Here is a 13,769-nt window from a genome sequence, read left to right on the forward strand (position 1 = left end):
TTATAAAAGTTTGGTCAACCGTTTCAAAGGTTGTGGGTGTGGGCAAAGCCCACAAATACTCTCCGTTTATGCAATCTAACGATAGCCAAACAGCTTGCTGTTTGGCGGCTTGAACGAATGGGCGAAAGTCAATGCGAGAGCAATAAAAGAAAACATACTTAACCTTCATAGGCAACGCAATGCGTTGCCTATATTTTGGGCATTTCCGGTTACAACGGCTACCGCCTGTTTTTTTAAATTTTGTTTTATGCACACTGACAGCAGGCTGTCAGTGTGCATAATAATTTGTTATATCGGAAGATTTTTATAACCGCTGTGCTTACTTTCTTCTGCCTAGGCTACCTTGACGGACTTGGTATAGAAACTGTACTTTCAGCCTTTACAATGGGCAAAGCCGTTGGTATAATATAGGTACATATACAGACAAATTCTTTTATTTTGAAACTTACAAAACACTTAAAAAGACCGACAAGGAGATAAAATGAAAGAAATCACGCTTATCGTAAAATATTCCGTTAAAAACGGTATGGTTAATGACTTTTTGACAGCTCTTAAAAACGAGGGCTTTCCGCAGATTGTACAAAATGAAAACGGCTGTATAAAATACGATTACTTTGTGCCGTCATTCGGAAAAAGCAATGAGGTACTGCTTATTGAAAAATGGCAGTCCGAAAAATTGCAAAAAGAACATCTTAACACACCGCATATGCAAAAGATGAAAACTTTTAAGGACAGATTTGTAGAAAATACGACTGTCGAAATTTTTAAATGAGGGATAAAATGAAAATCAAAAGAACAATTACATCACTTCTCACCGCAGCAATGTTGGCAACAGCGCTTGCAGGCTGTCAGAACACGGGCGAAGCTTCAAAAGCACAGTCGACAAATGACGAGCAAAACAGTCAGGCAACAGTGACAGAAACCACCGCTCCTCCCGACACGTATTCAGACATTGACGATATGATTTCAAAAATGACGGTTGAAGAAAAAGTCGGACAGCTGTTTTATGTAAATTGTCGTGGCAATGATATGAGCGACGCAATAAACAAATACCACATCGGCGGCGTTTTGCTGTTCGGTGTAGATTTTGACGGCAAGACAAAAGAAGAAGTGAATGCCGATATAAACGCTATGCAGTCCAATGCCAAAATTCCGCTTATTATTGGCACAGACGAAGAGGGCGGAACGGTTGTAAGAGCGAGCGATAATCCAAACCTAAGGGACAGCGCATACCTTTCACCGAGCGATACATTTAACAACGGCGGTTGGAGTGCTATTGAAGACGACGCATACGATAAAGCGGAATTTCTGCTTTCGCTCGGCGTAAATGTAAATATGGCGCCTGTCTGCGACATCACTTCCGCCCCCGATTCATTTATGTATTACAGGTCGTTTTCAAGTGACGCCGCAAGCACAAGCAGATTTGTAGATACTGTTGTAAAAGCAAGCAAAGAGAAAAAACTCGGCACTGTATTAAAGCACTTTCCCGGATACGGAGATAACGGCGACACACATTACTCAAGCGCTACAGACAACAGAACTTTCTCGGACTTGCAGAACAATGATTTTCTGCCGTTTCAGGCAGGAATAAAGGCAGGCGCAGACAGTATTCTTGTGTCGCACGTAACAGTAAATTCGATTGACAGCGAAAATCCCGCCTCGCTCTCTGAGCCTGTGCATGAGGTTATAAGAGATAAGCTTAAATTTGACGGAGTTGTTATGACCGATGACCTCGATATGTTTGCCGTTGATGCCCTTGACATTTACGAGCCACTCTCGGTTGTCGCTTTTAAAGCAGGCAATGACTTCCTCTGTTGCGGCGATATTGAAAACGAATATACCGCATTGCTTAATGCCGTACAAAGCGGAAAAATTACAGCAGACAGAATCGACGAGTCTGTAAAAAGAATTTTGATATGGAAAAGAAATCTTGCAATTTTATAACTCTTGCCCGACTGTGTAAAAACAGTCGGGCTTTTTTACTTGCTTGTATTTAGTGATATAAATAAATCAAAAAATCTATTAACAAGTTTACTTGGCATATGTATAATAAAGTTGACAATAAAACTTGCTCTGATTTTATGCATTTCATTGGACAAAAAATTTGAAGACCTGTTTTACTTTGATTAAATATCCAATCGGCTGTTTATTTTTTGCTTTGCCGCAAGTCAAAATGAATATCTGCATTGAATATTCATTAAAATATACATTTTATGCAAAATCAAGCGTAAAAAATGAATATTCATTATTTCTGCATATATGCATTTTTATACATATATTGAAGATTTATGTTGAAATCAAGGTTGATTTTGCTGTAAAAACCTTGGGTTTTATTTTGAATTAAGTGCATTTATCACAATTTTACGGCGTATTGAATAATTATTCAAAAAACACTTGATTTTTCCGTCAGAAAGCGTATAATGTAAGAGTAATATAAATCATTTCTATGGAGGAAATTAAAATGGCTGACAATAAAATTAAAAAAGTTGTTCTCGCTTATTCAGGCGGACTTGATACTTCTATTATTATTCCTTGGTTAAAAGAAAACTATGACAACTGCGAGGTTATCGCTGTTTCGGGTGATGTAGGACAGGGCACAGAGCTTGACGGTCTTGAGGAAAAGGCTATTAAGACAGGCGCATCTAAACTTTATATTGAAGACCTTAACAAGGAGTTTGTTGACGATTACATCATTCCTACAGTTAAAGCAGGCGCAGTTTATGAGGGCAAATACCTCCTCGGTACATCATTTGCCCGTCCTATCATTGCTAAAAGACTTGTAGAAATCGCTAAAGCCGAGGGCGCTGACGCTATTTGCCACGGTTGCACAGGTAAGGGTAACGACCAGGTTCGTTTTGAACTTGCTATCAAGGCTTATGCTCCGGATATGAAGATTATCGCTCCTTGGAGAACTTGGGAATTCAAGAGCCGTGAGGACGAAATCGAGTACGCTGAAAAGCACAACATTCCGCTCAAGATTAACCGTGAAACAAACTATTCTAAGGATAAAAACCTCTGGCACTTAAGCCACGAAGGTCTTGACCTTGAAGATCCTGCAAATGAGCCTATGTACAACAAGGAGGGCTTCCTTGAACTCGGCGTTTCTCCTGAGCAGGCTCCCGACAAGGCAGAGTATGTTACAATTTCATTTGAAAAGGGCGTTCCTACAAAACTTAACGGCGAGGAAATCGACTCTGTAGAGCTTATTAAAGAGCTTAACAAAATCGGCGGCAGAAACGGCGTAGGTATTACAGATATCGTTGAGAACCGTCTTGTTGGTATGAAGGCTCGTGGAGTTTATGAAACACCGGGCGGCACAATTCTCTACGCTGCACACAACAAGCTTGAGGAAATCTGCCTTGACAAGGATACACTTCACTACAAGAAGAACCTTTCAAACACATTTGCAGAACTCGTTTATGACGGCAAATGGTACACACCTCTCCGTGAGGCTCTCTCGGCATTCGTTGACAGCACACAGGAGTATGTAACAGGTGATGTTAAGTTAAAGCTTTACAAGGGCAACATCATTGACGCAGGCGTTACAAGCCCATATTCACTCTATGATGAAGAAATTGCAACCTTTGACGAGGATCAGGTTTACGATCAGAACGACAGTGCAGGTTTCATCAACCTCTTCGGTCTTCCAATCAAGGTTCGTGCTAAAAAGGGTCTTATTAAGTAATTTTTACTCAAAGACTTTTGTATGAATTAAAATAATTATTCCGGTTCGGGGACAGGGAAATTCTCTGTCCCTGACAGTTGTTTATACGGATATTTTTAAACAGCAATATCAATTATAAATAATACACAAATTAACAATCATTCATTAACCCGAGGTGATTATATGCAGCTTTGGAAAGGCAGATTTAAAAAGGAACTTTCAAAAACCACTAACGATTTTAACAGCTCAATCTCATTTGACAGCCGTATGTATAAAGAGGATATCGAGGGCAGTATTGCCCACGCAACAATGCTCGGCAGATGTGGCATTATCAAACAGGAAGAGGCTGACGACATAGTTCAGGGTCTTAAGGGAATCCTTGCAGACATAGAAAACGGCACTCTCCATATTGATATGGAAGCAGAGGATATTCACACCTTTATTGAGGGCGAGCTTACAAAGAGAATCGGCGACAACGGCAAGCGACTTCACACATCAAGAAGCCGTAACGACCAGGTAGCCGTTGACATTAAACTTTACCTTAAAAAGGAAGTTGTAAATGTTAAAAAGCTCGTTGTTGACCTTATCAAGGTTATTGCCAACAAGGCGGAAAAGTACAGCGAAACCGTTATGCCCGGCTACACTCATTTACAGAGAGCACAGCCGATTACTTTCGGTCACCACCTTTTAGCTTACGGCGAAATGCTTTTAAGAGATGTGTCAAGACTTGAGGACTGCCTTAAGAGAATGGACGAAATGCCGCTCGGCTCTTGTGCTTTAGCAGGCACAACATACCCTATCGACAGAACAATTACAGCCGAGCTGCTCGGTTTTGAAAGAATTACAAACAACTCGCTTGACGGTGTATCCGACAGAGATTACTGCATTGAGTTTGCGTCTGTTCTTTCTATTATTATGGTGCACCTCTCAAGATTTTCAGAAGAAATCATTATGTGGTGCAGCTGGGAATTTAAATTCATTGAGCTTGACGACGCTTTTTCAACAGGTTCTTCAATTATGCCGCAGAAAAAGAATCCTGACATCGCAGAACTCGTCCGTGGCAAGAGCGGCAGAGTTTTCGGCGACAATATGACTTTACTTACAATTATGAAAGGCATTGCCCTTGCATACAATAAAGATATGCAGGAGGACAAAGAGGCAATTTTTGATGCTGTTGATACAGTTAAAATGTGCCTTACAGCCTTTACTCCAATGCTCGACACAATGAAAGTTATTCCGCAGAATATGCGTAAAGCGGCAGCAGGCGGATTTATTAACGCAACCGACTGTGCAGACTGGCTCACAAAGAATGGGGTACCGTTCAGAGATGCATACAAGGCAACAGGCGAACTCGTTGCAAGATGCATTGAGCTTGGTACAGACCTTGAAAACCTCCCGATTGAGGAGTACAAAAAGGTTTGTGATGTATTTAACGATGATGTTTACAGAGCAATTTCACTTGAAACTTGTACAAACGAAAGAAAAGCATTCGGCGGCCCTGCCTCTGAAAATGTAAAGGCACAGGCAAAGAGAGTTGCAGAGATTGCTAAGAATTTATAATTGATTTTATAAATGCAGTTGTTGAAAACAATTTTTGTCTTAAATTAAACCTCCTGCCAATTCCGCTTTTCTTTTGCGTGAAAAGAAAAGCTCCAAAAGAAAGCACGCTCAAGAGAAAAGGGATTTCGAGTCCCTTTTCCCTTAAGAATCCTTTTTCCTTAGACGACCAAAGGTCAGTGACCTTTGGAAACTTCAAACCTTTATTTGTTTGTTTTAGTTAATGTTTGGCGGATTGATTTAGATATAGACTATTAGTATCAGTATAAGAATTGTTAGATATATATTCATAAAGGATTGATTAAAATGATAAAAGCAGGTATTGTAGGCGCAACAGGCTATGCCGGCGCCGAGCTTGTAAGACTTCTGACAAGTCACCCCGAGGCTGAAATTTCAGCTATCAGCTCGGTTTCTTTTGAAGGTCAGAAGTTAAGCGATGTTTATCCGTCATATACATTTTTAAACGATATGGTCTGTGAAGACCAAGACGCTGTTGTTGAGAAAAGCGATGTTATCTTCGCCGCACTTCCCCACGGTCTTTCACAGGAACTTGCCGAAAAGTGCATAAGCGCAGGCAAGGCTTTCATTGACCTCGGCGCAGACTTCCGTCTTGAGAGCGAAGAAGAATATACAGAGTGGTACGGCGGTACTTTTCTTGACAAAAAGCTCCACGAGCAGGCTGTTTACGGACTTCCTGAATTTTTCAGAGATAAAATTAAAGGTAAAAAATTAATTGCAAACCCCGGCTGCTACACTACCTGTTCCCCACTTGCCATTGCTCCGGCAATCGCAAACGGACTTGTAAGCACAAAGGGTATCATCTGTGACTGCAAAAGCGGTGTAACGGGTGCAGGCAGAAAACCTACACAAGGCAATCACTTCCCTGAACTTAACGAGGGATTCCACGCTTATAAGGTAGCCTGCCACCGCCACACACCCGAAATTGAGCAGACACTTTCAAAACTTTCGGGCGAAGATGTAACAATCACATTTGTGCCGCACCTTTTACCTGTAAACAGAGGTATTCTTGCCACTGTTTATGCGGATATTAACGAGGGCGTTACTTTTGAGCAAATCAGAAAAGCGTATGAGGATTTCTACAAAGACGAGTTTTTTGTAAGACTTCTTGATGACGGCAAATGCGCCGACATTCACAATGTACGCTATTCAAACTTCTGTGATGTTTCCATTCATCACGATAAAAGAGCAAATAAACTTGTTGCCTGCGCAGCTATTGACAATATGGTTAAAGGCGCAGCAGGTCAGGCAATTCAGAATATGAACATTATTTTCGGACTTGACGAAAAGACAGGTCTTGTTATTGTTCCACCTGCTTTTTAATTAATAATTAAGCAAAACATAAAACGGAGGCTTTATTATGGGAAATTACAGATTTATCGAAGGCACAGTTACTTCTCCTATGGGTTTTACAGCAGCCGGTATTTGTGCGTCAATCAAGCCGTCAAATAAAACAAAGCGTGACCTTGCGCTGATTTATTGCGACACTCCCTGTACGGCGGCGGCTGTTTATACCAAAAACCTTGTTAAAAGTTCGGCTATCGAGGTAACCAAAAAGCACCTCGAAGACGGCATTGCACAGGCTGTTATCGTAAATTCCGGCAATGCAAACACCTGCAACGCAAACGGATATGACATTGCAAATCATATGTGCCTTATCGCAGGCGAAACTCTCGGTGTAAAAGCGGAAGATGTTATCGTTGCATCAACAGGTGTTATCGGTCAGCCTCTGCCTATTCAGCCTATTTTAAAGGCTTGCGTATATATGAAAGGTCACCTTACAAAAGAGGGCGGCACAGACGCAGCCGAGGCTATTATGACAACCGATACGGTAAAAAAAGAAATGGCTATGCAGATGGAGCTTGACGGCAAAACCGTTACAATCGGCGGCATTGCAAAGGGCAGCGGTATGATTCACATTAATATGGGTACTATGCTCTCTTTTGTTACAACAGATGCGGCTGTTTCTTCGGATATGCTGCGTGAGGCTCTGCGTGAGGCTGTTGAGGACAGTTACAATATGGTAAGCGTTGACGGCGATACATCTACAAACGATACCCTTGCTATTATGGCATCGGGCAAAGCCGGCAACAAAATGATTACCAATAAAAACGAAGATTACTATACATTCTTAAGCGGACTTACCGCAGCTTTCAGAGCACTTGCAAAGAAACTTGCGGGTGACGGCGAAGGCGCAACAAAACTTCTTGTTTGCAAGGTTGAGGGCGCTAAGAGCAAGCCCAACGCTGTTAAAGTTGCAAAGAGCATTATCGGTTCAAGCCTTGTAAAGGCGGCAATGTTCGGCTCAGATGCAAACTGGGGCAGAGTATTGTGTGCAATCGGTTACAGCGGCGCTGATGTTGATGTTAAAAAGGTAGATGTTTCTTTTGAATCCGCCAAAGGCAATATTCTTGTATGCAAGGACGGCGCAGGAGTTGAGTTTTCGGAAGAAAAAGCAAAGGAAATTCTGCTTGAAAAGGAAATCAACATTCTTGTATCATTAAATGACGGTTTTGGCTATGCCGAGGCTTACGGTTGTGACCTCACTTACGATTATGTAAAGATTAACGGAGATTACAGAACCTAATTGGAAAAGTAATTTGCCAAACCATAATTTATCTGAAAAACGGGCATTAAATTTATATCAGGGGAAATGAAAAATGGATATTAATAAAAGAGCAAAAGTCTTAATACAAGCTATGCCGTATATTCGTAAATTCAGCGGTGAAACAATTGTTGTAAAATACGGCGGCAACGCAATGATAAACGATAAACTCAAAAGCGCCGTTATGAGCGATATTGCACTTATGCGCCTTGTAGGCGTTAATGTTGTGCTTGTTCACGGCGGCGGCCCTGAAATAAATGCAATGCTTAAGGCAGTCGGCAAAGAAAGCAAGTTTGAAAACGGTATGCGTGTTACCGACGAAGAAACTATTGACATTGTGCAGATGGTACTTGCAGGCAAGGTAAACAAAAACCTTGTTCAGCTTATGGAAAAACACGGTGGAAAAGCAATTGGTCTTTGCGGTCTTGACGGCAATATGCTTATGGCAGAAAAACTTGTTACAAGTGCAGACCTCGGCTATGTAGGCGAGATTAAAGAAGTAAATCCGGAACCTTTGCAGAATGTTATCAACAACGGTTATATTCCGATTGTGGCTACCGTTGCAAGCGGTTATGACGGAAATGTTTATAATGTAAACGCAGACATTGCCGCCGCTCACATTGCGGCAAAAATCGGTGCCAAAAAGCTCATTCTTATGACAGACATCAGAGGTCTTTTAAAAGATGTAAACGACGAAGACTCGCTCATATCTGTTGTAAATGTCAGCGAAGTTCCTATGCTCAAGCGTGAGGGCATCATAAAGGGCGGTATGATTCCGAAAATTGACTGCTGTGTTGAGGCTGTAAGAAGCGGCGTAAGCAGAGCACACATTATTGACGGCAGAATTGAACACTCTATCCTCATTGAAATGTTCAGTGATGAGGGTATCGGCACAATGTTCTATTAATAGATTTGCAAATATTTTGCCTACGGGCAGTTGATAAGGAAAAACAGATATGACAATCAGAGAAATGACAATCGATGACTACGAGGAAGTATTTGCCCTCTGGCAGATTACCTCGAAAAGAGCCTTGTCCAAGGCTGACGAAAAAGCAAAAATAGAATCTTATCTGACAAGAAGCGAGGGTATGAGCAAGGTTGCCGTAATTGACGGTAAAATTGTAGGTACTGTACTTGCAAGTCATGACGGCAGACGAGGATTTATTCACCATATGGCGGTTCTGCCCGATTACCGAAGAAACCGAATCGGTCACGAACTTGCAAAAAGCGCTATTAAAGCGATTAAAGACCAAGGGATTGATAAAACTCATATCTTCTGCTATCAGAACAACACCACGGGTCAGAGCTTCTGGCAAGATTTCGGATTTAAAAAGCGTGAGGATATATTTGTTTTTTCCTTTAATAACGAAGATGTAGATAACACTTAAGGGGTGGTATGATGAATACAAAGGAAAAAGATTCGCAGTACATAATGCACACCTACGGCAGATACAATGTAGCTTTAAAAAGCGGCAAGGGTGCAACTGCTTATGACGAGGACGGTAAAAAATATGTTGATGTCGCATCGGGTATCGGTGTAAACAGTCTTGGCTGGTGCGAGGACGGCTGGGTAAAAGCCGTAAGCGAACAAGCAAACACAATTCAGCATATGTCAAACTACTTTTATTGCTCGCAGGCAAGTAATCTTGCCGAAAAACTCTGTACACTTACAGGCTTTTCAAAGGTATGCTTCGGAAACAGCGGTGCGGAGGCTAATGAATGTGCCATTAAAGTTGCGAGAAAATACAGCTTTGATAAGTACGGTGCTGACCGCAATGAGATTATTACACTCAACAATTCTTTCCACGGCAGAACAGTAACCACACTTTCGGCTACAGGACAAGATGTGTTCCACAACTACTTTTTCCCGTTTACACAGGGATTCGCATATGTTGACGCCAACGATATGAACGCTCTTGAAAATGCCGTAACAGACAAAACCTGCGCAGTTATGCTTGAGCTTATTCAGGGCGAGGGCGGTGTAAATATCCTTGATAAAGACTATGTTCAGAGCCTTGTTAAGTTCTGTAACGAAAAGGATATTCTTGTTATTGTTGACGAGGTGCAGACAGGCGCAGGCAGAACAGGCAAGCTGTTCGCTTTCCAGAATTTTGAAGTAAAACCTGACATTTTCACAGTTGCAAAGGGCATTGGCGGCGGACTTCCGATCGGCTTATGCGTTTGCGGCGAAAAACTAAAAGATGTAATGTCACCTTCGACTCACGGCACAACATTCGGTGCAAACCCTGTTGTTTGCGCAGGTGCAAACTATGTGCTTGATAAAATTTCAAAGCCGGAGTTTCTCTCCGAGGTTGAGTCAAAGGGTAAATATATAGAAGAAAAAGTCCTCAAAATGGACGGCGTAAAGGCTGTTCGCAGAATGGGACTTATGATTGGCATTGAGCTTAAAGACGGCGACGCACACGACATTGCGGCAAAATGCGTTGAAAACGGACTTATTATCATTACCGCAAAGTCACTTTTAAGAATGTTGCCGCCGCTTAACATTACAAAAAAAGAAATCGACCTTGCGCTTGATATTCTTGAAAAAACATTAAAGGAGAATTAAAATGAAGCATTTACTTAAACTTGAAGATTGGTCAACAGATGAAATCATCAATACACTTAACCTTGCCGACCAGCTTAAATATGAGCAGAAGCACGGCATTGAGCACAAAATTCTTGCCGGCAAAACACTTGGTATGATTTTTGAGAAGTCGAGCACAAGAACAAGAGTTTCTTTTGAAGTAGGTATGACACAGCTCGGCGGTTATCCGCTCTTCCTTTCATCCAATGATTTACAGATCGGCAGAGGCGAGCCTGTTCAGGATACAGCAAGAGTTCTCTCTCGTTTTCTTGACGGTATTATGATAAGAACATTTAAGCAGGAAGAAGTTGAGGCTCTTGCAGAGCACGGTTCTATTCCGATTATCAACGGTCTTACAGACTACTGCCACCCATGTCAGGTGCTCGCAGACCTTATGACAATTCGTGAGTTTAAGGGTAAACTTGAGGGACTTAAAATGTGCTTTATCGGTGACGGCAACAATATGATGAACTCTCTCATTGTCGGCGCACTCAGCACAGGTATGTCTTTCTCTGCAGCTTGCCCAAAGGGATATATGCCGCCTGAACACATTATTGAATTCGGTAAAAAGTACGGCAACGGCAAATTTGAAATTGTTGAAGACCCGATGGAGGCAGCGAAGAATGCCGATGTGGTTTACACAGATGTTTGGGCTTCTATGGGACAGGAAGAAGAAAAGAAAATCCGTGAACAGGCATTTGCCGGCTATCAGGTAAACAAAGAGCTTATGTCTGTTACAAATCCTGAGTGTATGGTTCTTCACTGCTTACCTGCTCACCGTGGCGAAGAAATCACTGCCGATGTATTTGAAGAGCATGCCAATGAAATCTTTGAAGAGGCAGAAAACAGACTTCATGCGCAAAAAGCTGTTCTTGTTGAATGTATGTCAGACAAGAAAATTCGTGAATAATACCAAAAACAAGCAAGATAAACAACTTTGTTTACTGCAAAAAATAAAAAAACTAAGATTCGACAGTAATTTAATGTAAAGTATTTACAAAAAAGAATTATTGTGTTAAAATATAATTCAAAGTAGATAATTGGGCAAAATTTTATATATATAATTTTGTTCAACGATTTGCTAAATACTTTAGAGAGGCGGTATAAATAATGAAAAAGTTATCTGCAATCCTTGCATCAGCAACAGTTATTGCTATGGCTAGCGTGCCGGCTTTTGCCGCTGGTATCAACAGCGCAGAACAGGCTGTACTTGACAAGCTTTCAGAAGTAAACACAAGCTACAACGGTGGTTTTATTACTAATGCTGATGAGATGCTCAACCAGTCTGAAAACTACTTCAACACTATTGACATGACAGACGCAGAATCTAAGGAGATTATTGCGGACATCAATGATGCTGTAGATTACCTTAAGTCACAGGGTGCTTCAACTGTTAAGGATCTTAACACAGCCCAGAAGCAGGAGCTCTTCACTTATGGTCAGAAGGCTGCCAATGTTGTAGGCGTTACAGTTTCTTACGACAAGGCAACTAAGACTGTTTCTGCTACTGACAAGAACGGCAACGCAATTGTTAGCACAAAGGTTACAACTGACAGTAAGGGTAACACAACAACTACAAGCAATGCTATTGCTACAACAGGCGCTAATGTAAACACATTCGCTGTTGCTACAGTTGCAGGCGCAGCAGTTGCTCTTGCAGCAGGTGCTACAGTTGTTCTTTCTGTTAAAAAAAGAGAAAGAGCTTGATTGTAAATGTCTGATATGAAAAATACCAGACACAGGCATAAAAAAATTGGTGGGAAGGGTTTTTTAATTCTTCCCTCTATATTTTTTGTGGTAATTTATCTTTTAGGCTACCTTGTACTTATGCCGTCATCTTCTTTAATTTCGGCAGCAGGTCTTATGTTTTCGGACTCTGCAAGAGATTATTCCACAGAATATAACAATATATTTGTGCCGGTGTCAGAAAACGAAAATGAAACCGATTCAAATAAAAAACTGCCTATAAGTGAAATCCAATACCCAAAGACAGGCGAGCAATTCGGCGAACTTATCATAGAGGATTGCTCTATTGACAATAACCTTTTCTTCGGTGACGGAAATGTTGCACTGCGAAACGGCGTAGGCATATATAACGGCAGTTTTATACCGGGTTACGGAAAAACAATTCTTGTTGCCGGACACAACAATACATATTTTAACGGACTTAAAAACGCTAAGGCAGGGCAGACTGTTACCATTAAGACAAGCTACGGCAATTACACATACGAAATTACCGATACGGCTGTAAAGAAAGCGACAGACACCTCTGCGTATGATTTAAGCGCAAATGAAGAAAATCTCATAATGTATACCTGTTATCCGTTTGACGAGCTTGGTCTTACAGATCAGAGATTTTTTGTGTATGCAAAATATGTTTCAGGTCCTCAGATTGATAAAACATCAAAGGAGGGCTGAGTATGTCAACAGTTAAAAAGATAGTTAATATATTGCTTTCACTTGTGCTTGCGGTGCTTTTAACAGTGCTTGCGTATGCTGTTTCGCTGCAGTTTACACTGTTTAATGACAGCTTTATGCTTGACAATATGAACACCTGCAATTACATAACCGAGAAAAAGGACGAGATAACAAGCAGTTTGACCGACCTCGGTTATGCAAGCGGACTTGAAGAGGACTTTTTCAACGGCTTGCTTGATGAAATAATGATTCACGAGGATACTGAAAAGTATATACAGGATTATTATTCGGGCGAGGGCAGTGTGATTGATAAAACAGCTTTTAAACAGGCGTTTAATACAGCGCTTGACAAGTATATAGAGCAAAAGGGCATAAGCGCCGACAGTGTTTCGAGCGAAAACAGGGAATACCTTATAAAAGAGGCGGCTAAAATTTATAAGCAGTCGCTGGAATTGCCGTTTTTCGGAACATTAGCAGGCAGATTTCAGAATGTTAAAAAGCTGTTGCCGTTTGTAATTGCAATATGTGCAGTGCTTTCGGCGCTGATTTGCGTAATATTTGTATTATCAACAAAATGGAAACATAGGGCAGTGCGCCATATTTATTATGCAACAGCCGCCACATTTTTGACAACATTGGTATTGCCGATAGTAATTTTGCTGTCAAAGAAGATTGAAACCTTTAACATAGCGTCAAGAGCAACATATATGCTGTTTGTATCGTGTGCAAATAACATTATAATGTGCGTGCTTGCGTGCTCACTGTTCTTTTTAATAGTATCGGTGGCATTGTTCTTGGTTTATAAACAGCTGTATAAAAAAGCGGTAAGCTGATTTAGAAAAGTATTAAGATACCCGATTGTAGCAAAGGCTATAATCGGGTTTTTGTTTGCTGTTTTGCAGTGATGAGGTGGGGAAAAT

Annotated in this window: 14 protein-coding genes; all 14 read left to right on the forward strand. The window is 41.2% G+C overall.

The window, feature by feature from the left end:
- Window positions 1-273 precede the first annotated feature (273 nt).
- A complete protein-coding gene (locus tag H8R91_RS10660) occupies window positions 274-411 on the forward strand; it encodes a DUF6198 family protein (RefSeq protein WP_186936177.1) in 138 nt (45 codons plus the stop codon).
- 70 nt (window positions 412-481) lie between these two features.
- Complete coding sequence (locus tag H8R91_RS10665) at window positions 482-772, forward strand: putative quinol monooxygenase (protein ID WP_186936147.1); 291 nt, start codon at window positions 482-484, stop codon at window positions 770-772.
- An 8-nt stretch (window positions 773-780) separates the two neighbouring features.
- A complete protein-coding gene (locus tag H8R91_RS10670; protein WP_186936148.1) occupies window positions 781-1,944 on the forward strand; it encodes a glycoside hydrolase family 3 protein in 1,164 nt (387 codons plus the stop codon).
- A gap of 517 nt (window positions 1,945-2,461) precedes the next feature.
- On the forward strand, window positions 2,462-3,685 hold the full coding sequence (locus H8R91_RS10675; protein WP_176781229.1) for an argininosuccinate synthase: 1,224 nt from the start codon (window positions 2,462-2,464) through the stop codon (window positions 3,683-3,685).
- A gap of 162 nt (window positions 3,686-3,847) precedes the next feature.
- Window positions 3,848-5,224, forward strand: coding sequence for an argininosuccinate lyase (argH, locus tag H8R91_RS10680; protein ID WP_186936150.1), 1,377 nt, complete (start codon window positions 3,848-3,850; stop codon window positions 5,222-5,224).
- A 303-nt stretch (window positions 5,225-5,527) separates the two neighbouring features.
- A complete protein-coding gene (gene argC / locus H8R91_RS10685; protein WP_186936152.1) occupies window positions 5,528-6,562 on the forward strand; it encodes an N-acetyl-gamma-glutamyl-phosphate reductase in 1,035 nt (344 codons plus the stop codon).
- A 37-nt stretch (window positions 6,563-6,599) separates the two neighbouring features.
- A complete protein-coding gene (argJ, locus tag H8R91_RS10690) occupies window positions 6,600-7,826 on the forward strand; it encodes a bifunctional glutamate N-acetyltransferase/amino-acid acetyltransferase ArgJ (protein WP_022234337.1) in 1,227 nt (408 codons plus the stop codon).
- Window positions 7,827-7,899: 73 nt separating this feature from the next.
- On the forward strand, window positions 7,900-8,751 hold the full coding sequence (argB, locus tag H8R91_RS10695; protein ID WP_186936154.1) for an acetylglutamate kinase: 852 nt from the start codon (window positions 7,900-7,902) through the stop codon (window positions 8,749-8,751).
- A gap of 49 nt (window positions 8,752-8,800) precedes the next feature.
- On the forward strand, window positions 8,801-9,232 hold the full coding sequence (locus tag H8R91_RS10700; RefSeq protein ID WP_022234335.1) for a GNAT family N-acetyltransferase: 432 nt from the start codon (window positions 8,801-8,803) through the stop codon (window positions 9,230-9,232).
- Window positions 9,233-9,243: 11 nt separating this feature from the next.
- Window positions 9,244-10,413 (forward strand): aspartate aminotransferase family protein, encoded by a 1,170-nt coding sequence (locus H8R91_RS10705; RefSeq protein WP_436286332.1) that lies wholly within the window; start codon window positions 9,244-9,246, stop codon window positions 10,411-10,413.
- 1 nt (window position 10,414) lies between these two features.
- The gene (argF, locus tag H8R91_RS10710; protein WP_022234333.1) at window positions 10,415-11,341 is read left to right on the forward strand and encodes an ornithine carbamoyltransferase; all 927 of its coding nucleotides are present in this window, start codon (window positions 10,415-10,417) and stop codon (window positions 11,339-11,341) included.
- A gap of 200 nt (window positions 11,342-11,541) precedes the next feature.
- The gene (locus H8R91_RS10715; RefSeq protein WP_186936158.1) at window positions 11,542-12,138 is read left to right on the forward strand and encodes a hypothetical protein; all 597 of its coding nucleotides are present in this window, start codon (window positions 11,542-11,544) and stop codon (window positions 12,136-12,138) included.
- Between the two features lie 6 nt (window positions 12,139-12,144).
- Window positions 12,145-12,849 carry a class D sortase gene (locus H8R91_RS10720; RefSeq protein WP_186936159.1) on the forward strand — a complete coding sequence of 235 codons (705 nt, stop codon included), beginning with the start codon at window positions 12,145-12,147 and terminating at the stop codon, window positions 12,847-12,849.
- A 2-nt stretch (window positions 12,850-12,851) separates the two neighbouring features.
- Window positions 12,852-13,682 carry a hypothetical protein gene (locus H8R91_RS10725; RefSeq protein WP_186936161.1) on the forward strand — a complete coding sequence of 277 codons (831 nt, stop codon included), beginning with the start codon at window positions 12,852-12,854 and terminating at the stop codon, window positions 13,680-13,682.
- Window positions 13,683-13,769: the final 87 nt, after the last annotated feature.

It is taken from the genome of Ruminococcus intestinalis (assembly GCF_014288065.1).
GTDB classification, from domain to species: Bacteria; Bacillota; Clostridia; order Oscillospirales; family Acutalibacteraceae; genus Ruminococcoides; species Ruminococcoides intestinale_A.

What these genes read in the sequence shown, in the direction of transcription:
- H8R91_RS10665 (WP_186936147.1), top strand. Translation starts at nt 482, where the DNA reads ATGAAAGAAATCACGCTTATCGTAAAATATTCCGTTAAAAACGGTATG.
- H8R91_RS10670 (WP_186936148.1), top strand. Translation starts at nt 781, where the DNA reads ATGAAAATCAAAAGAACAATTACATCACTTCTCACCGCAGCAATGTTG.
- H8R91_RS10675 (WP_176781229.1), top strand. Translation starts at nt 2,462, where the DNA reads ATGGCTGACAATAAAATTAAAAAAGTTGTTCTCGCTTATTCAGGCGGA.
- argH (WP_186936150.1), top strand. Translation starts at nt 3,848, where the DNA reads ATGCAGCTTTGGAAAGGCAGATTTAAAAAGGAACTTTCAAAAACCACT.
- argC (WP_186936152.1), top strand. Translation starts at nt 5,528, where the DNA reads ATGATAAAAGCAGGTATTGTAGGCGCAACAGGCTATGCCGGCGCCGAG.
- argJ (WP_022234337.1), top strand. Translation starts at nt 6,600, where the DNA reads ATGGGAAATTACAGATTTATCGAAGGCACAGTTACTTCTCCTATGGGT.
- argB (WP_186936154.1), top strand. Translation starts at nt 7,900, where the DNA reads ATGGATATTAATAAAAGAGCAAAAGTCTTAATACAAGCTATGCCGTAT.
- H8R91_RS10700 (WP_022234335.1), top strand. Translation starts at nt 8,801, where the DNA reads ATGACAATCAGAGAAATGACAATCGATGACTACGAGGAAGTATTTGCC.
- H8R91_RS10705 (WP_436286332.1), top strand. Translation starts at nt 9,244, where the DNA reads ATGAATACAAAGGAAAAAGATTCGCAGTACATAATGCACACCTACGGC.
- argF (WP_022234333.1), top strand. Translation starts at nt 10,415, where the DNA reads ATGAAGCATTTACTTAAACTTGAAGATTGGTCAACAGATGAAATCATC.
- H8R91_RS10715 (WP_186936158.1), top strand. Translation starts at nt 11,542, where the DNA reads ATGAAAAAGTTATCTGCAATCCTTGCATCAGCAACAGTTATTGCTATG.
- H8R91_RS10720 (WP_186936159.1), top strand. Translation starts at nt 12,145, where the DNA reads ATGTCTGATATGAAAAATACCAGACACAGGCATAAAAAAATTGGTGGG.
- H8R91_RS10725 (WP_186936161.1), top strand. Translation starts at nt 12,852, where the DNA reads ATGTCAACAGTTAAAAAGATAGTTAATATATTGCTTTCACTTGTGCTT.